Source organism: Pseudomonas sp. Lz4W (genome assembly GCF_000346225.2).
GTDB lineage: Bacteria > Pseudomonadota > Gammaproteobacteria > Pseudomonadales > Pseudomonadaceae > Aquipseudomonas > Aquipseudomonas paraversuta.
In genome coordinates, this window is sequence record NZ_CP017432.1 from 301,416 (window position 1) to 326,327 (window position 24,912).

General features: G+C 60.0%; 25 protein-coding genes and 1 riboswitch. Of the genes, 11 read left to right on the plus strand and 14 right to left on the minus strand.

Annotated elements, in window-relative coordinates; all coding sequences use genetic code 11:
- Positions 1-122 precede the first annotated feature (122 nt).
- The 4 genes from B195_RS01435 to B195_RS01450 are packed head-to-tail and all read right to left on the minus strand — an operon-like array spanning position 123 to position 2,552.
- Positions 123-416, minus strand: coding sequence for a DUF167 domain-containing protein (locus B195_RS01435; protein ID WP_004419693.1), 294 nt, complete (start codon positions 414-416; stop codon positions 123-125).
- Positions 416-1,003 carry a YggT family protein gene (locus B195_RS01440; protein WP_004419690.1) on the minus strand — a complete coding sequence of 196 codons (588 nt, stop codon included), beginning with the start codon at positions 1,001-1,003 and terminating at the stop codon, positions 416-418. The genes B195_RS01435 and B195_RS01440 overlap by 1 nt, the downstream gene beginning before the upstream one ends.
- A 10-nt stretch (positions 1,004-1,013) precedes the next feature.
- Positions 1,014-1,832, minus strand: coding sequence for a pyrroline-5-carboxylate reductase (gene proC, locus B195_RS01445; RefSeq protein ID WP_004419687.1), 819 nt, complete (start codon positions 1,830-1,832; stop codon positions 1,014-1,016).
- A gap of 33 nt (positions 1,833-1,865) precedes the next feature.
- Entirely contained in the window at positions 1,866-2,552 is a 687-nt protein-coding gene (locus B195_RS01450) for a YggS family pyridoxal phosphate-dependent enzyme (protein WP_004419686.1), read from the minus strand.
- A 56-nt stretch (positions 2,553-2,608) separates the two neighbouring features.
- Here B195_RS01450 and B195_RS01455 point away from each other — a divergent pair, with 56 nt between their 5' ends.
- Entirely contained in the window at positions 2,609-3,607 is a 999-nt protein-coding gene (locus B195_RS01455; RefSeq protein WP_004419683.1) for a type IV pilus twitching motility protein PilT, read from the plus strand.
- Between the two features lie 81 nt (positions 3,608-3,688).
- Here B195_RS01455 and B195_RS01460 read toward each other — a convergent pair whose 3' ends face one another.
- On the minus strand, positions 3,689-4,348 hold the full coding sequence (locus B195_RS01460) for a C40 family peptidase (protein WP_004419681.1): 660 nt from the start codon (positions 4,346-4,348) through the stop codon (positions 3,689-3,691).
- Here B195_RS01460 and B195_RS01465 point away from each other — a divergent pair.
- Complete coding sequence (locus tag B195_RS01465) at positions 4,332-4,604, plus strand: hypothetical protein (RefSeq protein WP_238143951.1); 273 nt, start codon at positions 4,332-4,334, stop codon at positions 4,602-4,604. The two genes, B195_RS01460 and B195_RS01465, sit on opposite strands and share 17 nt — an antisense overlap.
- On the plus strand, positions 4,601-5,017 hold the full coding sequence (locus B195_RS01470) for a TM2 domain-containing protein (RefSeq protein WP_004419677.1): 417 nt from the start codon (positions 4,601-4,603) through the stop codon (positions 5,015-5,017). The genes B195_RS01465 and B195_RS01470 overlap by 4 nt, the downstream gene beginning before the upstream one ends.
- 86 nt (positions 5,018-5,103) lie before the next feature.
- Here B195_RS01470 and B195_RS01475 read toward each other — a convergent pair whose 3' ends face one another.
- The 7 genes from B195_RS01475 to gshB all read right to left on the minus strand — a co-directional run bounded on the left by B195_RS01475 (position 5,104) and on the right by gshB (position 11,097).
- Positions 5,104-6,375 (minus strand): dihydroorotase, encoded by a 1,272-nt coding sequence (locus tag B195_RS01475; protein WP_004419675.1) that lies wholly within the window; start codon positions 6,373-6,375, stop codon positions 5,104-5,106.
- The gene (locus tag B195_RS01480; RefSeq protein WP_004419674.1) at positions 6,372-7,376 is read right to left on the minus strand and encodes an aspartate carbamoyltransferase catalytic subunit; all 1,005 of its coding nucleotides are present in this window, start codon (positions 7,374-7,376) and stop codon (positions 6,372-6,374) included. Before B195_RS01480 ends, B195_RS01475 begins: the two co-directional genes overlap by 4 nt.
- A 12-nt stretch (positions 7,377-7,388) precedes the next feature.
- On the minus strand, positions 7,389-7,892 hold the full coding sequence (gene pyrR, locus B195_RS01485) for a bifunctional pyr operon transcriptional regulator/uracil phosphoribosyltransferase PyrR (protein WP_004419672.1): 504 nt from the start codon (positions 7,890-7,892) through the stop codon (positions 7,389-7,391).
- 83 nt (positions 7,893-7,975) lie between these two features.
- Positions 7,976-8,428: a Holliday junction resolvase RuvX gene (gene ruvX, locus B195_RS01490; RefSeq protein ID WP_004419670.1), complete on the minus strand. Its 453-nt coding sequence runs from the start codon at positions 8,426-8,428 to the stop codon at positions 7,976-7,978.
- Positions 8,428-9,000 (minus strand): YqgE/AlgH family protein, encoded by a 573-nt coding sequence (locus B195_RS01495; protein ID WP_004419669.1) that lies wholly within the window; start codon positions 8,998-9,000, stop codon positions 8,428-8,430. Before B195_RS01495 ends, ruvX begins: the two co-directional genes overlap by 1 nt.
- Before the next feature lie 80 nt (positions 9,001-9,080).
- Positions 9,081-9,980, minus strand: a complete 900-nt coding sequence (locus B195_RS01500; RefSeq protein WP_004419668.1) for an energy transducer TonB — start codon at positions 9,978-9,980, stop codon at positions 9,081-9,083.
- Positions 9,981-10,125: 145 nt separating this feature from the next.
- Positions 10,126-11,097, minus strand: a complete 972-nt coding sequence (gene gshB, locus B195_RS01505) for a glutathione synthase (protein WP_004419666.1) — start codon at positions 11,095-11,097, stop codon at positions 10,126-10,128.
- 296 nt (positions 11,098-11,393) lie between these two features.
- On the opposite strand from gshB, the gene pilG reads away from it, so the two are divergent.
- The 7 genes from pilG to B195_RS01540 all read left to right on the plus strand — a co-directional run bounded on the left by pilG (position 11,394) and on the right by B195_RS01540 (position 21,602).
- The gene (gene pilG, locus B195_RS01510) at positions 11,394-11,801 is read left to right on the plus strand and encodes a twitching motility response regulator PilG (protein WP_004419664.1); all 408 of its coding nucleotides are present in this window, start codon (positions 11,394-11,396) and stop codon (positions 11,799-11,801) included.
- 43 nt (positions 11,802-11,844) lie between these two features.
- Positions 11,845-12,222: a twitching motility response regulator PilH gene (gene pilH, locus B195_RS01515; RefSeq protein WP_004419663.1), complete on the plus strand. Its 378-nt coding sequence runs from the start codon at positions 11,845-11,847 to the stop codon at positions 12,220-12,222.
- A gap of 10 nt (positions 12,223-12,232) precedes the next feature.
- Positions 12,233-12,772: a chemotaxis protein CheW gene (locus tag B195_RS01520; protein ID WP_004419661.1), complete on the plus strand. Its 540-nt coding sequence runs from the start codon at positions 12,233-12,235 to the stop codon at positions 12,770-12,772.
- Positions 12,773-12,825: 53 nt separating this feature from the next.
- Positions 12,826-14,883, plus strand: a complete 2,058-nt coding sequence (locus tag B195_RS01525) for a methyl-accepting chemotaxis protein (RefSeq protein ID WP_004419659.1) — start codon at positions 12,826-12,828, stop codon at positions 14,881-14,883.
- Complete coding sequence (locus B195_RS01530; RefSeq protein ID WP_004419657.1) at positions 14,883-20,402, plus strand: Hpt domain-containing protein; 5,520 nt, start codon at positions 14,883-14,885, stop codon at positions 20,400-20,402. Before B195_RS01525 ends, B195_RS01530 begins: the two co-directional genes overlap by 1 nt.
- Positions 20,395-20,847, plus strand: coding sequence for a chemotaxis protein CheW (locus tag B195_RS01535; protein ID WP_004419655.1), 453 nt, complete (start codon positions 20,395-20,397; stop codon positions 20,845-20,847). The genes B195_RS01530 and B195_RS01535 overlap by 8 nt, the downstream gene beginning before the upstream one ends.
- Before the next feature lie 137 nt (positions 20,848-20,984).
- The gene (locus B195_RS01540; RefSeq protein WP_004419653.1) at positions 20,985-21,602 is read left to right on the plus strand and encodes a hemolysin III family protein; all 618 of its coding nucleotides are present in this window, start codon (positions 20,985-20,987) and stop codon (positions 21,600-21,602) included.
- Between the two features lie 74 nt (positions 21,603-21,676).
- Here the strand turns inward: B195_RS01540 and B195_RS01545 are convergent, their stop codons facing one another.
- Together B195_RS01545 and B195_RS01550 are read right to left on the minus strand one after the other, a co-directional pair.
- On the minus strand, positions 21,677-22,522 hold the full coding sequence (locus B195_RS01545; protein WP_004419652.1) for a formate/nitrite transporter family protein: 846 nt from the start codon (positions 22,520-22,522) through the stop codon (positions 21,677-21,679).
- Between the two features lie 157 nt (positions 22,523-22,679).
- Complete coding sequence (locus tag B195_RS01550) at positions 22,680-23,081, minus strand: acyl-CoA thioesterase (protein WP_004419651.1); 402 nt, start codon at positions 23,079-23,081, stop codon at positions 22,680-22,682.
- Between the two features lie 164 nt (positions 23,082-23,245).
- Positions 23,246-23,352, plus strand: a riboswitch (S-adenosyl-L-homocysteine riboswitch).
- Positions 23,353-23,374: 22 nt separating this feature from the next.
- Here B195_RS01550 and ahcY point away from each other — a divergent pair.
- Positions 23,375-24,784, plus strand: coding sequence for an adenosylhomocysteinase (gene ahcY, locus B195_RS01555; protein ID WP_004419650.1), 1,410 nt, complete (start codon positions 23,375-23,377; stop codon positions 24,782-24,784).
- The last annotated feature ends 128 nt before the right edge of the window (positions 24,785-24,912 follow it).

Below are 24,912 nucleotides of genomic sequence, written 5' to 3' on the forward strand. Positions count from 1 at the left end.
CGGAGGCGCTCGAAGACTGCCTTTGCGGGAGCTGGCTTGCCAGCGATGCAGCCGACAACTTCGGCCTGGAAACCGCAATGATGCAATCGCGGGCAAGCCGGCTCCCACAGAAGAAACAGTATTCAGGCTGGCTTTGTCAGCCCCGGCAAATCCGGCAGTTTTTTCGGCGCGTGCAAGCGCACGCGTTTCTGCCGGTTGAGTTCACCGCTGATCAGGCTGACCTGACTTTTGGCTATACCGAACGCCTTGGCCAGAAAGGCCAGCAGATGGGCGTTGGCCTTGCCTTCTACCGGTGGGGCGGTGAGGCGGATCTTCAGACGTTCACCGTGCAGGCCGGCGAACTCATCGCTGCTGGCCTTGGGTTGCAGGTGGCAGTCGAGAATCAGGTCCTCGCCGTCCCAACGGAAGTAGCTCATCAGATCAGGCCGAACAACACGACCGGCATGCCGACATACATGGCCAAAGGCGGGATCACGTAGCTCTGGATCAGCTGAATTACCATGAACGCCAGGATCGGCGAGATATCCAGCCCGCCCATGCTTGGCAGCATGCGGCGGAACGGCGCCAGGGCCGGCTCGGTGATCTGGTTCACCAGTTCGGCGCCCGGGCTGGTGCTACCAGGAGCAACCCAGGACAGGATCACGCTGATGATCAGGGCAAAGAAGAACACCTTCAAGAACAGCGCGGTCACGCCAATGATGGCCCAGGCCAGCAGCCCCAGAATGTTGAACGACATGTAGCTCAGGGTCAGCACTATGGCGAAGATCACCATTTGCACCAGAATCGCCAGCACCAGCGATGACATGTCTAGGCCAAACAGGCTCGGGATCACACGGCGCAGAGGCTTGAGCAGCGGCTGCGTGGCTTTGACCGTGAACTGGCACAGCGGGTTGTAGAAGTTGGCCCGTACCAGCTGCAGGATGAATCGCAGCAGGACGATCAGCAGGTAGAGGCTACCCAGGGTTTGAATTACGAAAATGGCAGCGCCATTAAGTCCAGACATCATGTGCTCCTTATTGACCCAGTTGTTCGGCCATTTCGGCCGAGCGGTGCGCGGCGGCACTCAATGCTTTTTCGACCGAGGCTGCAAAACCGTCGGCCTGGAATGATTTGATCGCAGCTTCGGTGGTACCGGCGGGCGAGGTTACGCGGCGGCGCAGCTCGGCGGCATCGACATCACTGGCCACGGCCATGTGCGCCGCCCCCAGCGCTGTCTGCTCGGCCAGTTGCTTGGCCACTTCGCGTGGCAGGCCGAGTTTGACCCCGGCGTCGGCCATGGCTTCGATCAGCAGGAAGAAATACGCCGGACCGCTGCCGGACACAGCCGTGACGGCATCGATCTGGGCTTCGGTATCGACCCAGACCGCGATCCCGACGGCTGACAGCAAATCTTCAGCCTGCTGGCGCTGTTCGGCGGTAACGGCGGCAGTCGCGAACAGGCCGCTTACACCTTTACCGAGCAATGCCGGAGTATTGGGCATGCAGCGTACCAGCGGCTGGTTGCCCAGCCAGTTCTGCAGGCTGGTGCAGGTGATGCCTGCGGCAATCGAAATAAGCAACTGATGCGGTTCGAGATGCGCGCGCAGGTCCTGGCATACGGCTTTCATGACTTGCGGCTTGACCGCAATGACAATCACGTCAGCGTCCTGAACCGCCTGCGCGTTGTCGGCAAACAGTTCTATACCGTGCTCGGCCGAGACCCTGGCCCGGGTTTCGGCGCCCGGATCGCTGGCGCGGATCTGTGCGGCATCCAGACCTTTGGCCAGCAGGCCGCCGATCAGACTGGAAGCCATATTCCCGGCCCCGATAAAGGCAATACGCATGTTGCTCATAACAGATCCTTATAAAAATTGAGGTCGGTCTTATCAGGCCTGGCCGTAGTCGCGGGCACCAAACAGCGCGGTACCGATGCGTACCCAGGTGGCGCCTTGGGCAATGGCCGACTCCAGGTCGTGGCTCATGCCCATGGAAAGTGTATCGAGCCCCAGGTTCAGGCTTTGTTGCAGATCACGCACTGTTGCAAAGGCCGCGTCCTGCTCGGCCCGGTCCTCAGTGGGCTCCGGTATCGCCATCAAGCCGCGCAACTTCAGGCGCGGTAAGCCGTTGATGGCGGCTGCCAGTGCAGGCAAATCCTGCGGGGTACAGCCGGACTTGCTGGCTTCTCCACTGACGTTGACCTGGATGCAGATATTCAGTGGTTCCAGGTCTGCCGGGCGCTGTTCAGACAAGCGCTGGGCAATTTTCAGGCGGTCCACTGAGTGCACCCACGAAAAATGCTCGGCGATATCGCGGGTCTTGTTCGATTGAATGGGGCCGATGAAGTGCCAACTCAAGGGCAGGTCGGCTAATTCGACCTGTTTGGCACGGGCTTCTTGCAGGTAGTTTTCGCCAAAATCGCGAACCCCGGCGGCATAGGCTTCGCGCAGCGCTGCAGCGGGTTTGGTCTTGCTGACCGCGAGTAAGTGAATGCTCGTCACATCACGTTGCACAGCCAGTGCCGCGGCACGGATGCGTGCCTCAACTTCAGCGATGTTGTCAGCTATCGTGGACATTCGTTAAGCCCGCCGTTGTGAAAGTCTGCGGCATTCTACTGGAATTGGGAGGGGGGATGGATATCGCCGACCTGTTGGCATTGAGTGTCAGTAGTGGCGCTTCGGACTTGCACCTGTCAGCAGGTGTCGCACCCATGCTGCGGGTCGATGGTGAGATGCAGCAGTGCGGGCTGCCGGTGTTCGGGCCAGATCAGGTGCGGGGGCTTATCCACAGCCTGATGACAGACGCGCAGCGCAGCGCTTTCGAAACCGGGCATGAAGCCGATTTCTCTTGTGCACTTGCCGGGCTGGGCCGGTTCCGGGTCAACGCTTTCGAGCAGCAGCGTGGCGCGGGGGCGGTGTTGCGCAGCATTGCCCAGCGGGTACCGAGCCTTGAGTCACTGGGGCCGGGCGAGGTGTTTCGTCAGCTTTGTCGCCTGCCCCACGGCCTGATATTGGTCACTGGTGCCACCGGCTCCGGTAAATCCACGACCCTGGCCGCGATGATCGACCACCTAAACCGTAGTCGTCAGCAGCACATACTCACCATTGAAGACCCGATTGAATTCATCCATCAGCCGGCCCGGTGCCTGATCAACCAGCGCGAAGTGCATCGTGACACCCACAGTTTTTCGGCAGCGTTGCGCTCGGCGCTGCGCGAAGATCCGGATGTGATCATGCTGGGCGAAATGCGCGACCTCGAGACCATCCGGCTGGCCCTGACGGCAGCTGAAACCGGACACCTGGTACTGGCCACGCTGCATACGTCTTCGGCGGCCAGAACCATCGACCGGATGGTGGATGTGTTCCCGGCAGAAGAAAAGGCCATGGTGCGCTCCATGCTGTCCGAGTCACTGCAGGCGGTAATTTCCCAAACGCTGGTCAAGAAGGTTGGCGGGGGCAGGGTAGCGGCTCACGAAATCATGCTGGCGACACCGGCAATCAGGAACCTGATACGGGAAAACAAGGTTGCGCAGATGGTCTCGGCGATCCAGACCGGTGGGGCGGTCGGCATGCAGACGCTGGAGATGAGCCTTGGCAGGCTTAGTGAGGCGAGGGTGATCGAAACGTTGTAGGGGCTGTGGATGAAAAAAGGCTGCGATCTTCAAGATCGCAGCCTTCGTGCCTCGACAGCTACAGCGAGCAGGTTGGCGCTCTTAGCGCTGAACAACCTGCAGACTGGCTTTCTCTTTCGGCAGTACGCGCTTGGCGACTACGTAATGGCTCTGCCAGTAAGGCTTTTTCAGGGTGTCGATGGTGACCGACTTGCCGCGACGTGGCGCGTGGATGAACCGGTCGTTGCCCAGGTAGATGGCAACGTGGTTGACCTTGCGGCTCTTGATGTTGAAGAACAGCAGGTCGCCGGGTTTCAGATCCTTGCGTTCGACCTTTTGCCCGTGGCCGCTGGCCATTTCGCTGGAGGTACGTGGCAAATCAACCGCTGCAACGTCATTAAAGGCGTATTTCACCAGCCCGCTGCAATCAAACCCTTTACTTGGGCTGCTGCCGCCCCAACGATAAGGGGTGCCCAGCACGTTGACGGCGCGGCTCAATACCGTGCTGCTCTGCATGTTGGCGGCGGTCAGCGAAGCATTGGCGATTTTGCCAGGCGCTTTGCGATGAGCCTTGCTGGACGCAGGACGTGCTACGGTTTTGTTGCTGGTCTTGCTGTTAGAGGCGACATAAGCAGCACCCGCAGATGATTTTGCGGTGTAGCCGGTGAAGCCCGAAGGAAGATGTTGCTCACGATTGGTGGCGTGGGCGGCCAGTGGCATTAACAGGCAAATGGTTAGCCATGTCTTGAATAAAGGACGCATTCGGCAGGGCTCTATGGTGGTAAGCGCGAAACTTTATAACAGCTTTTTTGTCCTTTCTCAGGCCGTTTGTCGATTGGCCCTGGGGGTGAAAAAGCGCAAAAGTACTGGCAAATTGTCCCATGGCAGCAGCGCAGGTCAGGTGGTACAAGGCTTTGCGCCATTTTTTGTAAGACACTTTTACCTGTTGCGTGACAGTAAAAAAGTCACAAAAAAATCCACAATATTTTTCTATCAGCACCAAAGAGGGCATTTATGAGCGGCTATCGAGACGATGTACAACGCGATACCCACAGCAAGGTGCTGGGTTATTTGCTGTGGATTTTCGGATTTCTGGGGGCGCATCGCTTCTATTACGGCAAGCCAGTGACCGGGACGATCTGGTTTTTCACCCTGGGCTTGTTGGGAATTGGCTGGCTGATCGACCTGTTCCTGATTCCGAGCATGGATCGCGAAGCCGATCTGCGTTTCACCTCGGGTGAAACCGACTACAGCGTGGCCTGGATTCTGCTGACCTTCCTGGGTGTGCTCGGTGTGCACCGCATGTACATGGGCAAATGGATCACCGGGATCATCTACCTGTTTACCGGCGGGTTCTTTCTGATCGGTATCCTTTACGACTTCTGGACCCTGAACGAACAGATTTCGATCAAGAACGCCGAACGCCGTTAAGGCACAGCGCAAAACATGCAGAAGCAATCTTGCTCGCGATCTTTTATGTGTTCAAAAGATCGCGAGCAGCCCGCTTCTGCAGATGCTTAGCCTTCGTAGCTGATCCGGCCATCCACCAGCGTGTAACGCACGGCACTTGGCAGGCAATGGCCAAGGAACGGGCAGTTGTCGCCTTTGGAAAGCCATTTCTCACCGGCCACGGTGGAAGCTGCCGGGTCGAACAGCACCAGATCCGCCGCGCAACCCACCGCCAGGCGTCCGGCCGGCAGGCGCAAGGCATCGGCCGGGCCAGCGCCCAGGCGAGCCAGCAAGGTCGGCAAGTCCAGCAAACCGTCTTCTACCAGGGTCATTGCCAGCGGCAATAACAGTTCAACGCTGCTCATGCCCGGCTCGGTGGCACCGAAGGGTGCAAGCTTGGCATCGCGTTCGTGGGGCTGGTGATGGCTGGAGATGGCTTGCACCACGCCCGACTTCACGGCTTCGCGCAGACCGTCACGGTCGGCCCGGGTCCGCAGCGGCGGTTGCACGTGGTACAGGCTGGAGAAGTCCACCAGCGCCTCATCGGTCAAAATAAGCTGATACAGCGCCACATCGGCCGTCACCCGCAAACCGCGAGCCTGGGCCTGGGCAATCAGGGCCACGCCCCGGGCGCTGGTCAACTGGCTGAAGTGGGCGCGCACGCCACTTTGCTCAACCAGCAACAGATCACGGGCCAGCGCTACGGTTTCGGCGGTTTCAGGGATGCCCGGCAAACCGCGGAAGGCGGCCATCGGACCGTCGTGGGCGATGCCGCCTTCAGCCAGATCGCGATCCTGGGAGTGAAAAATCACCGTCAGGTCGAATGTTGCCGCATATTCCAGCGCCCGGCACAGGGTGCGGGTGTTGGTGAAACTGCTGAGACCGTTGCCGAAGGCGACGCATCCGGCGTCACGCAGAGCGATCAATTCGGCCAGCTGCTCGCCTTCCAGGCCTTTGCTCAGGGCGCCAATCGGGAACACCTTGCAGTTTCCGGCTTCACGGGCGCGGTCGAGGATCAGCTCGGTGACGGCCGAGGTGTCCAGCACCGGTTTGGTCTGAGGCGGACAGCACAGGCTGGTCACGCCACCGGCAGCGGCAGCGCGGGTTTCGCTGGCGATGGTGCCTTTGCGGCTGTAGCCCGGCTCGCGCAGGGCAACGTTCAGGTCAACCAGCCCGGGAGCGGCCACCAGGCCTTTGGCTTCGATGGTTTGAGTCGGGGTAAAACCTGCCGGGGCAGCGCCAATGGCAATAATTTTGCCGGCTTCCAGATGCAGGTCGGTCACTTGATCCAGCTTGCTGCACGGATCAATCACGCGGGCGCCGAGAATGCTGAGCTTCACTGGGCGTTCTCCTGTTCGAATTGGCGCTGGGCCGTTTGCCCGCTCATGGTCATGGACAACACCGCCATGCGCACGGCGATGCCATAGGTTACCTGGTTGAGAATCACCGAATGCGGGCCGTCGGCCACTGCCGACTCAATCTCCACGCCACGGTTGATCGGGCCCGGGTGCATGACGATGCAATCGGGCTTGGCCCCCGCCAGGCGGGCCGTAGTCAGGCCGAACAGGCGGTAGAACTCGCCTTCGCTCGGCAGCAGGCCGCCGGACATGCGCTCGCGCTGCAGGCGCAGCATGATCACCACGTCGACGTCTTTCAGGCCTTCGGTCATGTCGGTGTAGACCTTGACCCCGTATTGCTCGATGCCGATCGGCAACAGGGTTTTCGGTGCAATCACGCGGATATCCGGGCAGCCCAGGGTTTTCAGGGCAATCATGTTCGAACGCGCGACCCGCGAGTGCAGGATGTCGCCGACTATGGCTACCGACAGGTTTTCGAAGCCGCCCTTGTGGCGACGGATCGTCAGCATGTCGAGCATGCCCTGGGTCGGGTGCGCGTGCCGGCCGTCGCCGCCGTTGATGATCGCCACCTGCGGGCACACATGCTCGGCAATGAAGTGCGCGGCCCCGGAGTCGCCGTGGCGTACCACGAACATGTCGGCGGCCATGGCTTCAAGGTTGCGCAGGGTGTCGAGCAGGGTTTCGCCCTTGCTCGCGGACGAAGTCGACACATTGAGTGTGATCACGTCGGCGGACAGGCGCTGTGCGGCCATCTCAAAGGTGGTGCGGGTGCGGGTGGAGTTTTCGAAGAACACATTGCACACGGTTTTGCCGCGCAGCAACGGGACCTTCTTCACCGCCCGGGCGCCGACTTCGAGGAACGAGTCGGCGGTATCGAGTATTTCAGTCAGCAGCTCGCGGCGCAGTCCGTCGAGGGACAGAAAGTGGCGCAGCTGGCCCTGATCATTGAGCTGTAGCGGGCGCTTGGCGTCTATGGGCGTCATCGCAAAGGTCTCTTAGGCAAGGTCTTGAAGTTCGAGGGTCAATGGCGCCGGGCCGGACAGTTTTACCCGCTCGGTCGGTTTCAGGGGCAGGGTCGCACCCACCACGTCGGGCCTGATCGGCAGTTCGGCCGCGTCCAGATCCAGCAGGCTGACCAGTGTCACGCTGGCTGGACGACCATAGTCGAACAGTTCGTTAAGCGCGGCGCGAATGGTACGACCGCTCATCAGCACGTCATCGATCAGGACCAGATGCTGGCCTTCAATTTCGAATGGCAGCTCGGAAGGGCGAACCTGTGGGTGCAGCCCGTTCTGGCTGAAATCGTCGCGGTAGAAAGACACATCCAGCGTGCCCAGTGGCGAGTCGCTGTCCAGCGCGCGCAGCAGTGCCTGGGCAACCCAGATACCGCCAGTACGAATGCCAATGAAGCGCGGCTCGGTGATGCCGCGCCGGGCGAGATGGGCCTTGAGGTCGAGGGCCATCTGGGAGATCAGTTCAGCGGGAACAGGCAGGATCATGGTGGCTCCTTAAAAGGCCCGCGAGGCGAAGCCTGCAGCGGCGGGCGCAAACAATGGGGCGCGTCAGTGATACAAACGCAGGGTCAGGCTTTGGATTGAGACTTGGCCAGGAACTCGTCGATCCAGCTTTGCAGCACCAGCCTGGCGGCAATGGCATCCACAGGATTGTCACGAAAACTGCCGCGCTGGCCGCCCTGGGCCATACGCTCGCCCTTGGCCTCAAAAGTGGTCAGGCGTTCATCGTGCTCATAAGCGGGCAAATTGAAACGGCCATTGAGCCGATTGGCAAATTTTTTGGTCCGTGCGCACAGCGGGCTTTCGCTGCCATCCATGTTCAGGGGCTTGCCGACAATCAGCACGTCGGGTTTCCACTCTTTAATGAGCTTTTCGATCTCTTCCCACTTCGGAATGCCGTTCTCGGCTTTCAGGTTGCACAGTTCACGGGCCTGGCCGGTGATCATCTGGCCAACGGCGACCCCGATGGAGCGGGTGCCGAAGTCGAAACCGAGCACAAGACGAATGTCGTGCCCGGCCATCAGGAATGGCCTGCTTGGGTGCTTAACAAATTGAGGTTCACTCCGAGGTGTTTGGCGGCGGCGTCGAGGCGCAACTCGCTAGAGGTGTCAAACAGGACGTGGGCTGAGTAGGGGCAGGTCAGCCAGGCATTGTCGGCCAGTTCGGCCTCCAGCTGGCCGGCGTCCCACCCGGCATAGCCCAGGCAAATCAGGCTGCGTCGCGGCCCGTGCCCGTCAGCAATACTGAACAGAACGTCGGCAGAGGTGCTCAGGGCCAGTCCGTCCTCCAGCTCGACGGTGGCGTCAAAGCTCATGCCGACCGGGTGCAGGACAAAACCGCGATCAACCATCACCGGTCCGCCGCCGTAGATCGGCACATGCTGGCACAAGGGTGCGCAGGCCGTATCAGGGCGCAGTTGCTCAAGAATGTCCGCCAGACTCAGATCCATTGGCCGGTTGATCACCAGGCCCATGGCACCATTGGCCGTGTGCTCGACGATGTAGGTCAAGGTGTGTGCAAAGTTCGGGTCAGCCATGTGGGGCATGGCGATCAGGAATTGATGCTTGAGGTAGGTCGGTGCGTGCTTTTTCATGAGCCTTAGTGTGGCGCTGGCAAGGTGAACTGACAAGTTTGGCGGATGAAGATTGCTGACTCTGCAGGAGCGAGCCTGGCTCAATTGCTCGACAACCTGTCGCCCTGGGCAAACTTCCAGGTGCGGATGATCTCCAGCCGGTCGATGTCTGCCAGATCGCCAGTGAATGGCGCAAAAGGCGCCGCCAGCCTTACGATTCGTTGCGCCGCCTGATCCAGCAGCGGTTGCCCGGAGGACTCAAGTACCAGCACTTCGTGCAGTGAGCCGTCGCGATTGATCGACACCAGCAGCCGCAGCTTGCCGTAGATCTTTTCGCGACGGGCCTGTTCGGGGTAGTTGAGGTTGCCGACGCGTTCGATTTTTTTGCGCCAGTCCTCTTTATACCAGGCACCCTTGTCGCGCATGGTCGAAGCGGCACTCATGCGGTAGATCTTCGGGCGCTTGGCGTACAGCTGCTGCTCGTTGGCCAGTTCGGCTTCGAGGCTGGAAATCTCGCTGGACAGCTGCGAGCTGTCGAACGTGGGAACGCTGGCCTTGGGCGCCGCTTCGGTTTTGACCTTTTGCGGTTCGCGCGGGGCCTTGTTCGGTTTCGGGGCGACGGTGGTGACTGCCGCCTTGGGCGCTGCCTTTGGCTGTTCGGGTCTGGCAGCGGGAGGCGGGGTGACCTTTTTGACCGTATTGTCCTGGAATGGAGCGACTTCTGTGGTCTTGGGCACGGCTTTCTTGTCCAGCGTACCGCTGCCTTGCTGGTTGTCCTGTGCCAGGAAGTCCGCCTTGTCCGGAGCTTTCTCGCTTTTGAACGTCGAGAGGGTGATTTCCAGGGTTTTACTGATTTTCCTGGGCTCGCTCATGCTGAAACCCACACCCAGAATCACTGCGATATGAATCAGCGCCGCGACCATCAGGGTAAAACCCAGGCGATCGGCCGCTCTCACGCCTTTATGGCTGAGTTCGGGGGGCAGGTCGCTGGGGAGTGTCATGACAGAAAGACCAACATTGCGCGTTACACAGGTCGCGCATGATAGCGCAATGTTGGTTTTTAGCTGCAAGGAGGGAAGGGGCAAGCCTCAAGCGGCAAGCTAAAAGCGATACGCCCCAAACTTGCCGCTTCGCTACATTGCGCCTTTAAACTTTCGGCTTGGCGCTTGAAGCTTGCAGCTTCGATGCAATCGCATCCATCAACAGGGCGCCGATATTGGTGCCGAAAGCATTGTCGATCTCGCGGATGCAGGTCGGGCTGGTGACGTTGATTTCGGTCAGGTGTTCACCGATCACATCCAGACCGACGAACAACAGGCCTTTCTCCCGCAGGGTCGGGCCGACCTGGGCTGCGATCCAGCGGTCCTTGTCACTCAGTGGCCGTGCTTCACCACGGCCGCCTGCGGCCAGGTTGCCACGGGTTTCGCCTGCGGCCGGAATGCGCGCCAGACAATAGGGTACGGGCTCGCCGTCGATCATCAGGATGCGCTTGTCGCCGTCCTTGATCGCCGGCAGGTAGCCTTGGGCCATGATTTGCTGAGTGCCGTTGGCGGTCAGGGTTTCGAGAATCACCGACAGGTTTGGATCACCCACCCGATGGCGGAAAATCGAAGTGCCGCCCATGCCGTCGAGCGGCTTGAGGATCACGTCACCGTGGGTGGCGGCGAATTCTCGCAGGACATCGGCGCGGCGGCTGACTACGGTCGGCGGCGTGCACTGGGTGAATTGGGTGGCGAACAGCTTTTCGTTGCAGTCACGCAGGCTCTGCGGCTTGTTGACGATCAATACGCCGTCGCGCTCGGCTTGTTCCAGCAAGTAGGTGGAGTACACGAACTCCATGTCGAAGGGCGGGTCCTTGCGCATCAGGATCACGTCCAGATCGCTCAGGGCGGTATCGGCTTCGGCGTCCAGCTCAAACCATTTTTGCGGATCGGCGAAGACCTTGAGCGGCTTCATCCGCGCCCGGGCCTTGCCTTCGCTCAGGTAGAGGTCTTGCTGCTCCATGTAGAACAGGGTCCAGCCGCGATCCTGTGCGGCCAGCAACATGGCCAGCGAGCTGTCCTTCTTGTAGGAAATGCCCGCAATGGGGTCCATGACAATCCCGACTCGAACGCTCATGGCGAATTCCTCATATAAAATTGGCGAAGATCTCACCCGTAGAAAAGTTCGCGAGCAAGCTCGCTTCTGCGGGTTAGTAAAAGGCTTTTAAAAGTGGCGCCAGAGTGGCGCTGAGCGGGGGCCCGGTCAAGGAAAAACCACCTGCCCCGCGTCACGCCGGGTCGCCCGATAGATTGCAGGTCGTGACTGTGCTAAAAAGGCTCGCACAGTACTTTCAGCCCTTGTCCATCAAGGAGTTGGGTTTTCAAGCCGCACATTTGTAACAAAACGGGTCGCCACGCGACGGTAGAGCACATATGGAAAAGCAGTCCAGCGCCTTGAAGGTGATGGTGATTGACGATTCAAAAACCATTCGCCGTACCGCCGAAACGCTGCTCAAAAACGTAGGGTGCGAGGTCATCACGGCCATCGACGGTTTTGATGCCCTGGCCAAGATTGTCGATCACCATCCGCATATCATCTTTGTCGATATCATGATGCCGCGCCTGGATGGTTATCAGACTTGCGCACTGATCAAGAACAACCGGGCGTTCAAGTCGACGCCGGTAATTATGTTGTCATCCAAGGACGGGCTGTTCGACAAGGCCAAGGGGCGGATAGTGGGTTCTGATCAATTTTTGACCAAGCCCTTCAGCAGGGACGAACTGTTGAGTGCGATCAAGGCTCATGTGCCCGGTTTCAATATTGTCCCGAACGCTCAATGATGCCCGGCCAGCTGGCCGCTTACCTTTTTTAATGGGGAACACCATGGCTCGCATTCTGATCGTCGATGACTCGCCGACTGAAATGTACAAATTGACCGGCATGCTGGAAAAGCACGGTTACGTCGTGCTCAGGGCTGAAAACGGCGCGGACGGCGTCGCCCTGGCGCGTCTGGAAAAACCCGATGCGGTCTTGATGGATATCGTGATGCCGGGCCTCAACGGGTTTCAGGCGACCCGACAGCTGACCAAAGACTCCGAAACCAGCCATATCCCGGTGATTGTCGTCACCACCAAAGACCAGGAAACCGACATGGTCTGGGCTACCCGCCAGGGTGCCAAGGACTATCTGACCAAGCCGATCGAAGAAGAAAAGCTGATTTTGACGCTCAAACAAGTACTCAAAGATAACCCTCCAAAATGACGGAGGCCCTGTGCCGGACTCTCTGACCGCCTTCGAGTTGCTGCTGGAGATAGATCAGCGCTGTCGCTCGCTGGCGGCGGGTCTGGCACCTGCACAAGTCCAGGCCGACAACTGGAGCGGTATCGGTTTCCGGATCGGCGAGCATTGTTTCGTGGCGCCGATGGGGGAAATCGCCGAAATCCTCCATGAACCGCGTTTTACCTTGCTGCCGGGAGTAAAACCCTGGGTCAAGGGCGTGGCCAATTTGCGCGGGCAGCTGCTGCCCATCCTCGATCTGTGCGGTTTCTTCGGCGTGGAACTGTCACCTTTGCGCAAGCAGCGCCGGGTGCTGGTGCTGGAATACCAGGAGATATTTGTCGGACTGCAGGTAGATGAGGTGCTGGGCATGCAGCACTTCGCCCAGGCCGACCTCGATACCGACGTGCAGGCATTGCCCCACCCCATGTTTGCGCCCTACGTGCAGGGGCATTTTGCCGGCAGCCCGGTATGGTGGGTCTTCAGCCCCTTTGCCCTGGCCCAGGCACCGCAGTTCTGGGCGGTGGCGGTGTGAGCCGCCGCCACTTTGTACCTTCAGCAATGACACGGGACCCCGGGACCTGATCGATGACCACAGCCAATACCGCTAAACCAATGGAAGGGTCGCGCAGTCGCTCCCAGATCATCGTGCTTTTTATCGCCCTGATCGTGTTCATCATGCTGTTGTTCGCCAACTTTGCTTACCTCAATACCCAGTCCAACTACGACAAGCAGTACATCAGCCATGCGGGTGAGTTGCGGGTGCTTTCGCAGCGTATCGCCAAGAACGCCACTGAAGCGGCTGCCGGCAAGGCGGCGGCGTTCCGCTTGCTCAGCGATGCGCGCAATGATTTCAGCCAGCGCTGGGGCTTCCTGAAAAAAGGCGACCCGGCCACTGGCCTGCCCCCGGCGCCCCATGCCGTGCACAAGGAAATGCAGGCGGTGCAGCGCGACTGGGAGCAATTGCTGGATAACACCAACGCCATTCTGGCAAGTGAGCAAACCGTCCTGTCGCTGCATCAGGTCGCCGCCACCCTGGCGGAAACCGTGCCGCAGTTGCAGGTCGAGTACGAAAAGGTTGTGGAAATCCTCTTGCAGCGGGGTGCTCCTGCCAGCCAGGTGGTGCTGGCCCAGCGTCAATCCTTGTTGGCCGAGCGCATTTTGGGCGCGGTCAACACCGTGCTGGCCGGTGATGAGAATGCCGCGCAGGCCGCAGGTGCCTTTGGCCGCGATGCCAACCGTTTCGGGCAAGTGCTCAACGGCATGCTGGAAGGGAGTGAGGGGCTGAGAATTACTCAGGTCGAAGACAAGGACGCACGTACCCGCTTGCTGGAAATCTCGGAGCTGTTCCAGTTTGTATCCGGTTCGGTGGACGAGATTCTCGAAACCTCCCCCCAGCTGTTCCACGTGCGCGAAGCGGCGAACAATATCTTCAGCTTGTCGCAGACCTTGCTCGACGAGGCGTCGAACCTGGCCAACGGCTTTGAAAACCTGGCCAGCGGACGCTCGCTGGACATCATCGGCGGCTATGTATTGGGCCTGCTGGCGCTGGCGTCGATCATCCTGATCGGGATGGTGATGGTGCGCGAAACCAATCGCCAGCTGCGGGAAACCGCTGAAAAGAACGAGCGCAATCAAAACGCGATCATGCGCCTGCTTGATGAAATCGAAGACCTGGCCGACGGCGACCTGACCGTGACGGCCTCGGTCACGGAAGACTTTACGGGCGCCATTGCCGACTCCATCAACTATTCCATCGACCAATTGCGCGGACTGGTGGCGACCATCAACCTGACTGCGGGTCAGGTGGCGGCGGCGGTGCAGGAAACCCAGGCTACGGCCATGCAACTGGCAGAAGCCTCGGAACATCAGGCGCAGCAGATTGCAGAGGCATCGGGGGCGATCCAGCAAATGGCCCACTCCATCGATCAGGTTTCGGCCAACGCCTCAGAGTCCTCGGCGGTGGCGGAGCGCTCTGTCGCCATTGCCAACAAAGGCAATGAAGTGGTGCACAACACCATTCACGGCATGGACAACATTCGTGAGCAAATTCAGGACACCGCCAAGCGGATTAAACGCTTGGGCGAGTCTTCCCAGGAGATCGGCGACATTGTCAGTCTGATTGATGACATTGCCGATCAGACCAATATCCTGGCCCTGAACGCGGCCATCCAGGCTTCGATGGCCGGTGATGCCGGACGCGGGTTTGCCGTGGTGGCTGACGAAGTCCAGCGCCTGGCAGAGCGCTCTTCGGCGGCCACGCGGCAAATCGAAACCCTGGTCCGGGCCATTCAGGCCGACACCAATGAAGCGGTTATTTCCATGGAGCAGACCACCACCGAAGTGGTGCGCGGTGCTCGCCTGGCACACGATGCCGGTGTGGCCCTGGAAGAAATCGAAGGTGTATCGCAAAACCTTGCCGATCTGATTCAAAGCATTTCCAACGCCGCGCAACAGCAGACCACCTCGGCGGCGCAGATTTCCCTGACGATGAACGTGATTCAGCAAATCACCAACCAGACCTCATCCGGTTCCACTGCCACCGCCGACAGCATCGGCAACCTGGCCAAAATGGCCAGCCAGTTGCGGCGTTCAGTGTCCGGGTTCACCTTGCCCGCCACGCAAAAACCACGTGAGCCACAGTAATGGTTGACCGGCACGACTACGTAGCCCTCGAATGGGTCAAAGGCGATATTGCCGACACCTTGAAACAGGCACGCGTGGCGCTGGGTGAGGACGGGCAGCCGCCCACTGCCCAGATGCTGGAACAGTGCCTGGACTGTATTCATCAGGTGCATGGCAGCCTGTTGATGGTGGAGTTCTACGGCGCCGCCTTGCTGGCCGAAGAGATGGAGAAACTGGTGATTGCCCTGCAGCAGGGCCGTGTCAGCCAGCTCGACGAAGCCTTGCGCCTGTTGCAGCAAGCGTTCAGGCAGTTGCCCTTGTATCTGGACCGTGTGCACAGTGCCCGGCGTGACTGGCCGCTGGTGGTGCTGCCGCTGCTCAATGATTTGCGCACCGCCCGAGGTGAAGCACTGCTCTCGGAAACCAGCCTGTTCAGCCCGCCCTTGCAGCACTTGCCCGAGCTGGACCAGGCCGCATTGGCCCGCTTGCTGCCGCCACAATGGCCGCATCAACTGCGGGCCCTGCGCCACACCTTGCAATCCGCGCTGCAGGGTTTGCAGCGTGAAGAAGAGGTGCAGGCCAGTCTGGAGCTGATGGCGGGGGTGTTCGCCCGCCTCGAAAGCATGTGCCACGGCGCGCCGCTCAATGCACTGTGGAAAATCTCCGCGGCGCTGGTGGATGGCATGCTCCGCGGGCGGGTGGCCAACAGCCCGGCGTTGCGCAGCCTGTTCAGTGAATCGGACAAAGAACTCAAGCGCCTGCTGGAACAAGGCATAGACGGCATCAACCAGCCTGCGCCCGAAGAACTGCTGACCAGTTTGCTGTTTTACATCGCCAAAGCCGAACAGCCGACCACCAAAATGCTCGCGCTGAAAACCCGCTATGAGCTGGACGAAGCCATGCCCGACGCGGCCATGGTGGATGAAGAGCGTGCGCGGCTGGCAGGGCCCGATCGCGATGCCATGCGCTCAGTGGTGGCGGCATTGTGCGAAGAGCTGGTGCGGGTCAAGGAGCGTCTGGACCTGTTTGTGCGCAGCGACCGCTCCCACGTGTCGGAGCTGAGCAGCCTGATGGCGCCTTTGCGGCAGATCGCCGATACCCTGGCCGTGCTGGGTTTTGGTCAGCCGCGTAAAGTCATCATCGACCAGTTGGCCGTGGTCCAGAGCCTGGCCCAGGGGCAGCGTGAGCCCACCGATGCGGTGTTAATGGATGTCGCTGCGGCCTTGCTCTATGTCGAGGCCACGTTGGCCGGCATGGTCGGCAATGCTGAACCGTCGCAGCGCGAAGAGAGCCGTCTGCCCACCACCGATCTGATGCAGATCCATCAACTGGTGATCAAAGAGGCGCGCATCGGCCTCGAAGAAGTCAAAGACCTGATCAGCGACTACCTGGCGGCAGATTTTGATCGCCAGCATCTGCAACCACTGCCCGAACTGCTGACGCAAATCCGTGGCGCCCTGGCGATGATCCCGCTGACCCGTGCCGCCAGCCTGCTCGAGGCCTGCAACCAATACTTGGGCGAACAGCTACTGCTGCCAGCCAGACCGCCGTCTGCGCAGCAGCTTGAACAACTGGCGAATGTGCTGATCAGCATCGAATATTACCTGGAGCGCCTCTCCCAGGACCCCGGGGCCAGCGGCGAACAGGTGCTGGATCGGGCCGAGCACAGCCTCAATGAACTGGGCTATGCCCCGGCAGAGCGCCAGGTGCCAGTGCTCAATGACCGCCTCAGCCCGGCCGAAGTGCTGGCCATGCAGATCTCTCAGACCCTGGAAGGGCCCCTGGTGGCGCAGAGCCTGGCCGATGTTCTGGCCAGCCCGGTGTCAGCGCTCAACCCGCCGGCACAACATATTCCCGGCAGCTTGCTACCGCCCCCGGTAGACGAGGCAGCAGTCGATGAAGAACTGCTGGAAGTCTTTCTTGAAGAGACCGACGAGGTTCTGGTCGCCCTGCATGACTATTTGCCCCAGTGGATAGCCAATCCGGCCGACAGTGCTGCACTGGCCGAATTGCGGCGGGCCTTTCACACGCTTAAAGGCAGCGGGCGCATGGTCCGGGCGCTGGTGCTGGGTGAGCTGGCCTGGGCTGTCGAGAATCTACTCAACCGGGTGATTGAGCGCAGCGTGGCGCCAGGGCCGCAGATCTATCAGTTGCTGGAAGAGGTACTGGTGATTATCCCGGAGCTGGTGCAGGAGTTTGCCGAGCTTAGCCAGCGTCAGCGCGAAGATGTCGACCGATTGGCCGCACGGGCCCACAGCCTGTCAAAAAGTAAGCCGTTGCCGTTGCTGATCGAGCAGGACAGCAGCGGTACTGATCCGCAACTGCTGGATATCTTCCGACAGGAAGCACAAACCCACCTCGGCAGCCTTGACCATTTTCTCGATCAGGCCAGCCAGCAATTACCGTTGCCTGCCAGCGACGACCTGCAACGCGCCATGCATACCCTCAAGGGCAGCGCCCACATGGCCGGTATGTTGCCGATGGCGGAGCTGGCCACGGCCCTGGATCATCTGGTTCGCGAGTACAAGGGGCACCAAATCAGCCTGGACCGGGATGAAATCGAACTGCTGCTGGAGGCTGACAGCTTGCTGCATCGCGGCCTCAAGCAACTGGATGTCGACCCGCAGGCTGAAATCCATGGTGCCCGGCCCCTGATCAAGCGTATCGAGCAATTGATCGCCAGTCGTGTGGATGAATTGATCAATGCTCCCGGGGGCGGTCTGGAGCCCAAGCGCGATCCTCAGCGCATCGCCGAGTTTCTGGCCGAAAGCATGGACAACCTGTTTGACGCCGAAGACCTGCTATTGCACTGGCGCGAGAACCCGCACGAGCGTCAGGGGCTGGATGGGTTGCTCGAGCATCTGACCGGCCTGGCCGAGTCCGCGCATCTGCTGGACTTGCAGCCTTTCGACGCGCTGTGCGAAGCCTTGCTTGATCTGTATGGCGCCGTTGAAGAAAGCAGTCTGGCGGTCAGTGAGCGTTTTTTCACCGAGGCCAATAACGCCCATGAAGCACTGATCAACATGCTCGACCAGCTGGCGGCGGGGCAAGAAATCACCCCGCAGCCGGTGCTGATCCAGACCCTGCACGACCTGTTGCATGAAGGTCTGGCACCTGAAGCCACGGGCCTGATCCGTCGGGAGGGCACCAAAACCCTGGAGATTACCGAGTTGGGCGCCGCCACGGCGCAGCTGGGTGCCAGCCAGGGGCCGGCGAACAGCATTCAGTCCGACGCGGCCCAAGGCAATGGCGACCCTGAGTTGCAGGACATCTTTCTGGATGAGGCTTTCGACATTCTCGAAAGCTCGGGTGCGGCCTTGGTGCGTTGGCAAGCCGACCCCCAGAACCATCTGGAAGTCGAAAACCTGCTGCGGGACTTGCACACCCTTAAAGGGGGCGCGCGCATGGTTGAAGTTGCGGCCATCGGCGACTTTGCCCACGAGCTGGAAACCCTGTTCGAAGATATTTCCGTGGGTTTTCTGGCGCCCGGTGCGGACCTGTTCACGTTATTGCAGCGCTGTCATGACCAGCTGGCGCAAATGCTTGATGCCTTGCGCAGTGGTCAGCCGTTGCCCTCGCCACAGGTGCTGATCGAGCGCATCCGGCAGATCGAGCGCAGCACCCGGCAACCTGGCCCGAGTGCTGTGCCGAGCAAACCGGAGCCGGCTGGCGCGGTGGTGCCGGAGGGCGAGCGTACCGGGCTGGACACGGTCAAGGTGCCGGCCGAACTGCTGGAGGACTTGCTCAACCTGGCGGGGGAAAGTTCGATCATCCGCGGGCGTGTGGAGCAGCAAGTCAACGATGCCCAGGTCGCCCTCAACGAAATGCAGACCACCCTGGAGCGGATGCACGATCAGTTGCGCCGGCTCGACAGCGAAACCCAGGGGCGCCAGCATAATCGTCAGCACACCGAGGGTGACGGGGTGGCCTACGATGAGTTTGATCCGCTGGAAATGGATCGCCATTCGCTGCTGCAGCAATTGTCCCGGGCACTGTTCGAGTCGGCATCTGACTTGCTCGACCTCAAGGCCACCCTGGCCGCGCGCAATCGGGATGCCCAGGGCCTGCTGCAAAAGCAGGCGCGGGTGAACACTCAGTTGCAGGAAGGTCTGATGGGCACGCGCATGGTGCCATTCGAGCGGGTGTTGCCGCGCCTTAAACGGATTGTCCGGCAAGTGGCCAGCGAGCTGGGCAAGCAGGTGGACTTCAGTGTCATCAATGGCGAAGCCGAGATCGACCGCAATGTGCTGGAGCGGATGGTGGCCCCCCTCGAACACATGCTGCGCAATGCCGTCGACCACGGCCTGGAGCCGGCGCACGTGCGCCGGGCCAGCGGTAAACCCGAGCAGGGGCTGATTACCCTTGAGCTGTCCCATGAAGGCGGCGATGTGGTGTTCGACATGCATGATGATGGCGCCGGAGTGCCCCTTGAAGCGGTGCGGCGCAAGGCCATCCTGCGCGGGCTGCTCGACCCGGCTTCCAGCATCTCGGACCGCGACGTGTTGCAGTTCATCATGCAGCCGGGCTTTTCCACGGCGGAAAAAATCACCCAGATTTCCGGGCGTGGCGTGGGCATGGACGTGGTGCACGAAGAAGTGCGCCAGCTGGGCGGTAGCATGACCATCGACTCGGTGGCCGGCCAGGGCGTGCACTTTCAAATCCGCCTGCCGTTCAGTGTCTCGCTCAATCGGGCGCTGATGGTGCAGTGCGCCGACGAGCAGTACGCCATCGCCCTCAATACTGTCGAGGGCATTGTGCGGGTCATGCCCAATGAGCTGGAGGGCTACTACCAGCTCAACCCGCCGCTGTATCACTACGGCGGCCAAACCTACGAATTGCGTTATCTGGGTGAACTGCTGCAAACCGTGGGCAAGCCCAGGCTGGCGGGCGAAAACCATTCGGTACCGGTGTTGCTGGTGCATTGCCAGGACCAGCGGGTGGCGCTGCAAGTCGATGCGCTGGCAGGGTCGCGGGAAATCGTGGTCAAAAGTCTGGGGCCGCAATTCACCGGGGTTCAGGGCTTGTCCGGTGCCACCATTCTGGGTGACGGGCGAGTGGTATTGATCCTTGATCTGCTGGCCTACATTCGCGCCCACCAGGCGCGCCTGCCTTTGTTGCAGGCGCAACAGCGGGCGGTCGGTGCCCTGGAGTTCTCCCCGGCGTTGCGCCCGGCGCTGGTGCTGGTGGTCGATGATTCGGTCACCGTGCGTAAAGTCACCAGCCGTCTGCTGGAGCGCAACGGCATGAACGTGATCACCGCCAAGGACGGGGTTGATGCCATGAGCGTGCTCGAAGAACACACCCCGGACCTGATGCTGCTGGACATTGAAATGCCGCGCATGGATGGCTTTGAAGTCGCCACCCGCGTGCGCAACAACCCTCGTCTTAAAGACCTGCCGATCATCATGATCACCTCGCGTACCGGGCAAAAGCACCAGAACCGGGCCATGGCCATCGGCGTCAACGACTACCTGGGCAAACCGTATCAAGAGTCGGTGTTGCTGGAGCGCATCGCCTACTGGAGCAAGTTCAATGCTTGATCACCGTGTGGGCAGCCTGACCGGGCTGCTGCTGCCGCTGGCGGACCGTTACCTGCTATTGCCCAACGTTGCCATAGCGGAGCTGATCGACTGGCAGCGCGGCGAACCCAGCAGCGACTCGCCGCCCTGGCATCTGCGGCAGATCACCTGGCGCGACCGTGAATTGCCGCTGATCAGTTTCGAAGCCGCGTGCGGCAGCCCGCTGGTGATTGGCGAGCGGGCACGCATCGTCATTCTCAATACGTTGGGGGGCAATCCGCAGCTCAAGTTCATCGCCATGGTGGTGCAGGGCATCCCCCGCTCATACAAGGTCGATAGCCAATTGAGCTTTGTCGACGTGCCGCTGTGCCCGCTGGAGCGTGCGGCGGTGCAAGTGGGAGATCACGTGGCCAGGATTCCGGATCTGCTGGCGCTGGAGAGATTGGTGATGGGGGAAGAGGTCTAACTGCGCCAGCAAAGTTTCAGCAGGAGCAGCCTTGCACTTCTCGACGATCGCCGCATTGCCCTTTAAGGTCGCAGCCTTGACCCTTATCTCGTAACAAGGTGACACGGTCGCACTATCGGATCTTGAGGGAGTTGCACATGTATCACGGTGAAAAACTCAACGCCTGGACTCATCTGGTGGGGGCGTTGCTGGCGACGGCAGGCAGTATCTGGTTGCTGGTGATGGCATCTCTGGACGGCAGCCCGCAAAAGATTGTCAGTGTGGCGATCTATGGCGTGACGCTGGTGTTGTTGTACAGCGTTTCGACTGTTTACCACAGCGTGCGCGGGCGCTCGAAAGTGATCATGCAGAAGTTCGATCACCTGTCGATTTACCTGTTGATCGCCGGCAGTTACACCCCGTTCTGTCTGGTCACGCTACATGGGCCGTGGGGCTGGTCGCTGTTCGGCATAGTCTGGGGCATGGCGGTGATCGGCATGCTGCAAGAGATCAAGCCGCGCTCCGAGGCGCGCATTCTGTCCATCGTGATTTACGCGGTAATGGGCTGGATTGTGCTGGTGGCGGTCAAACCATTGCTGGCGGCGCTGGGTACCGCCGGCTTTGTCTGGCTGGCCACGGGTGGGGTGATGTACACCGTGGGCATCATATTTTTTGCCCTCGATCACCGCCTGCGCCATGCCCACGGCATTTGGCATCTGTTTGTGATTGCCGGCAGCGTGCTGCACTTTGTGGCGATCGCGCACTACGTGATCTAGCCCTGATATCTGTAGGAGCGAGCTTTGCTGCTTTGAAAAAGCTCGCGAGCAAGCTCGCTCCTACAGGATTTGGCTCAGGTTTTTTGCGGTTTTTTGGTGTCGCTGCGGATTTGGGCGTGGCTGATCAGGGCGAAAATAAAACTTCCGCCGATGATGTTGCCGGCCAGGGTCGGGCCGGCAAAGATCAGCCAGAAATCTTTCCACGGCAACTCGCCGGCAAACACCAGGTATGAGACCTCGGCCGTACCGACCACGATGTGGGTGAAGTCACCCAGGGCCATCAGATAGGTGATGAGGATGATGATCCACATCTTGGCGCTCTCCATCGACGGGATCATCCACACCATGGTGGCAATCATCCAGCCCGAGATAATGCCTTTGGCGAACATCTGGCTGGAGTCGTTTTCCATGACCTTGCGCCCGATTTCGAGAAAGGCCTTGTCGGTCTGGCTGTCGAAAATCGGCAAGTGCAGCATCGTGTAGGCAACCAGCAGCGTGCCCAGCAGGTTACCCACCAGCACCACCGCCCACAGCCGGAACAGGCGTGCGAAATTATTGAGCGTGGGTTTGCTCATGATCGGCAATACGGCGGTCAGGGTGTTTTCGGTGAAGAGTTGCTGGCGGGAAAGGATGACGGCCAGAAAACCTGCGCAGTAACCGAAGCTGGCAATGACCTTGAACGCTTCGCCGTCCGGCAGGCGCGAGTTGAGCAAGCCCATGGCCATCAGCGACAGGCCCATGGTCAGTCCAGCAGCCAGTGCCGACCAGAACAGGGCGGCAATGCTGCGCTCCAGTTCCATGTCGCCCTGCAGGCGAATGATTTCATGCAGCACGGCTGCCCGTGGCGGCTGGTTTTTGGTGACGTCGTGCTCTTCTTCAGCCGACAGGTTGGGGGTTTTACCGCTTTTTTGAGTGTCCATCGGGCTCGTCACCGTAAGCGTGTGTAAAGCTACGACACGCTGGATTGCAAGCTGTTCACTCAGGGTGCTGCATGGCAGGTGGGAGCTGGCTTGCCAGCGATGCGGTCTTGATCATGCATTCGCCGGCAAGCCGGCTCCCACAAGGCCCGATGTCCGGTCAGGCCTGATCGTCATCCTGGAACTGGTCTTTGACGTATTTGATCTCGGTGCGCCCGTGGGGAGCCGGCAAGCCGTCCTCACCCAGGTTGACGAAGACCATCTTGTCGACCGTCAGGATGCTTTTACGGGTGATCTTGTTGCGCACTTCACAGGTCAGGGTGATCGAGGTACGGCCGAACTCTGTGGCGGTGATGCCCAGCTCGATGATGTCGCCCTGGCGCGAAGCGCTGACAAAGTTGATTTCGGAGATGTATTTGGTCACCACGCGCTGGTTGCCCAGTTGCACGATGGCGTAAATGGCGGCTTCTTCGTCGATCCAGCGCAGCAGGCTGCCACCGAACAGGGTGCCGTTGGGGTTGAGGTCTTCGGGTTTAACCCACTTGCGGGTGTGGAAGTTCATGGCGGCTCCAGGTTTGAGTGTGGCCCCCAGCTTCAAGTTTTAAGCGACAAGCTGCAAGTAGAAGCCGATTCGCTCTTGCTTGCAGCTTGCCACTACCCGGATAAAGACAGCTATAATCCCCCCGCTTCAAAACGGTCATATTTACCCAGTACCGTTCCCGCCACCTGTCCGAGGGGCGCTGCAGCAGGTTCAACCTGTCAGGCTCGGATGGGGCGTTGTTTGTTCAGGGCTCCCTGTTCAGGCACTAAACGCACAACGGCGCCCATTCGCGATTAAACGAATGGAGGCTCTTGATGAGCGCTGTAAACACGCCTGCAGGTTTTACTGACTATAAAGTCGCTGATATGTCCCTGGCCCAATGGGGCCGCCGCGAAACCTTCATCGCCGAGTCCGAAATGCCGGCTTTGATGGGGCTGCGTCGCCGCTATGCAGCAGAACAACCGCTCAAGGGCGCGAAGATTCTGGGCTGCATCCACATGACCATCCAGACTGCCGTGCTGATCGAAACCCTGGTTGCCCTGGGTGCCGAAGTGCGCTGGTCGTCGTGCAACATCTTCTCGACTCAGGATCAGGCTGCTGCCGCTATCGCTGCTGCCGGTATCCCGGTATTTGCCTGGAAAGGCGAGACCGAAGAAGAGTACGAGTGGTGCCTTGAGCAAACCATCCTCAAAGATGGCGCGCCTTGGGATGCCAACATGATCCTCGACGACGGCGGCGACCTGACCGAGCTGTTGCACAAGAAATACCCGGACATGCTGAAAAAGATCCACGGCGTGACGGAAGAAACCACCACCGGCGTACACCGTCTGCTGGACATGCTGGCCAAAGGCGAGCTGATGATCCCTGCGATCAACGTCAACGACTCGGTGACCAAAAGCAAAAACGACAACAAGTACGGCTGCCGTCACAGCCTGAACGATGCCATCAAGCGCGGTACTGACCACTTGCTGTCCGGCAAGCAGGCGCTGGTGATCGGCTACGGCGACGTGGGCAAGGGTTCGGCTCAGTCCCTGCGTCAGGAAGGCATGATCGTCAAGGTTTCGGAAGTTGACCCGATCTGCGCCATGCAAGCCTGCATGGACGGTTTCGAAGTGGTTTCGCCGTTCATCAATGGCCAGAACGACGGCACTGCCGCCAGCATCGACGCTGCGCTGCTGGGCAAGATCGACCTGATCGTGACCACCACCGGTAACGTCAACGTGTGCGACAAGAACATGCTGGCTGCGCTGAAAAAACGCGCTGTAGTGTGCAACATCGGCCACTTCGACAATGAAATCGACACCGCTTTCATGCGCAAGAACTGGGCATGGGAAGAAGTGAAGCCACAGGTTCACAAGGTTCACCGTACTGGCCTGGGCGAATTCGACCCGCAGAACGACGACTACCTGATCCTGCTGGCCGAAGGTCGTCTGGTGAACCTGGGCAACGCCACCGGTCACCCGAGCCGCATCATGGACGGTTCGTTCGCCAACCAGGTTCTGGCCCAGATCTTCCTGTTCGCCCAGAAATACGCAGACCTGCCAGCCGAGCTGCAAGCCGAGCGTCTGACTGTAGAAGTGCTGCCGAAGAAACTTGACGAAGAAGTGGCCCTGGAAATGGTTCGCGGCTTTGGCGGCGTAGTTACCCAGCTGACCAAGCAACAGGCTGACTACATCGGCGTTACCGTCGAAGGCCCGTTCAAGCCGGACGCTTACCGCTACTAATAGCAGCTGCAAGCTTCAAGCCTCGAGTTGCCAGCAAAGCAGATTGCTTTGGCTTGTAGCTTGAGGCTTGGGGCCAGCTATTGAGTGTAAACAATAATAAGCAGTTGCAAATTGTAAGCCTGCAGCAC

Coding starts and splice junctions, on each gene's coding strand:
- B195_RS01535 (WP_004419655.1), top strand. CDS start 20,395: ATGCTTGATCACCGTGTGGGCAGCCTGACCGGGCTGCTGCTGCCGCTG.
- proC (WP_004419687.1), bottom strand. CDS start 1,832: ATGAGCAACATGCGTATTGCCTTTATCGGGGCCGGGAATATGGCTTCC.
- B195_RS01460 (WP_004419681.1), bottom strand. CDS start 4,348: ATGCGTCCTTTATTCAAGACATGGCTAACCATTTGCCTGTTAATGCCA.
- B195_RS01545 (WP_004419652.1), bottom strand. CDS start 22,522: ATGGACACTCAAAAAAGCGGTAAAACCCCCAACCTGTCGGCTGAAGAA.
- B195_RS01455 (WP_004419683.1), top strand. CDS start 2,609: ATGGATATCGCCGACCTGTTGGCATTGAGTGTCAGTAGTGGCGCTTCG.
- B195_RS01450 (WP_004419686.1), bottom strand. CDS start 2,552: ATGTCCACGATAGCTGACAACATCGCTGAAGTTGAGGCACGCATCCGT.
- B195_RS01500 (WP_004419668.1), bottom strand. CDS start 9,980: ATGACACTCCCCAGCGACCTGCCCCCCGAACTCAGCCATAAAGGCGTG.
- B195_RS01495 (WP_004419669.1), bottom strand. CDS start 9,000: ATGAAAAAGCACGCACCGACCTACCTCAAGCATCAATTCCTGATCGCC.
- B195_RS01480 (WP_004419674.1), bottom strand. CDS start 7,376: ATGACGCCCATAGACGCCAAGCGCCCGCTACAGCTCAATGATCAGGGC.
- B195_RS01525 (WP_004419659.1), top strand. CDS start 12,826: ATGACCACAGCCAATACCGCTAAACCAATGGAAGGGTCGCGCAGTCGC.
- B195_RS01470 (WP_004419677.1), top strand. CDS start 4,601: ATGAGCGGCTATCGAGACGATGTACAACGCGATACCCACAGCAAGGTG.
- pyrR (WP_004419672.1), bottom strand. CDS start 7,892: ATGATCCTGCCTGTTCCCGCTGAACTGATCTCCCAGATGGCCCTCGAC.
- B195_RS01440 (WP_004419690.1), bottom strand. CDS start 1,003: ATGTCTGGACTTAATGGCGCTGCCATTTTCGTAATTCAAACCCTGGGT.
- B195_RS01540 (WP_004419653.1), top strand. CDS start 20,985: ATGTATCACGGTGAAAAACTCAACGCCTGGACTCATCTGGTGGGGGCG.
- B195_RS01550 (WP_004419651.1), bottom strand. CDS start 23,081: ATGAACTTCCACACCCGCAAGTGGGTTAAACCCGAAGACCTCAACCCC.
- ruvX (WP_004419670.1), bottom strand. CDS start 8,428: ATGGCCGGGCACGACATTCGTCTTGTGCTCGGTTTCGACTTCGGCACC.
- B195_RS01435 (WP_004419693.1), bottom strand. CDS start 416: ATGAGCTACTTCCGTTGGGACGGCGAGGACCTGATTCTCGACTGCCAC.
- gshB (WP_004419666.1), bottom strand. CDS start 11,097: ATGAGCGTTCGAGTCGGGATTGTCATGGACCCCATTGCGGGCATTTCC.
- ahcY (WP_004419650.1), top strand. CDS start 23,375: ATGAGCGCTGTAAACACGCCTGCAGGTTTTACTGACTATAAAGTCGCT.
- pilG (WP_004419664.1), top strand. CDS start 11,394: ATGGAAAAGCAGTCCAGCGCCTTGAAGGTGATGGTGATTGACGATTCA.
- B195_RS01530 (WP_004419657.1), top strand. CDS start 14,883: ATGGTTGACCGGCACGACTACGTAGCCCTCGAATGGGTCAAAGGCGAT.
- pilH (WP_004419663.1), top strand. CDS start 11,845: ATGGCTCGCATTCTGATCGTCGATGACTCGCCGACTGAAATGTACAAA.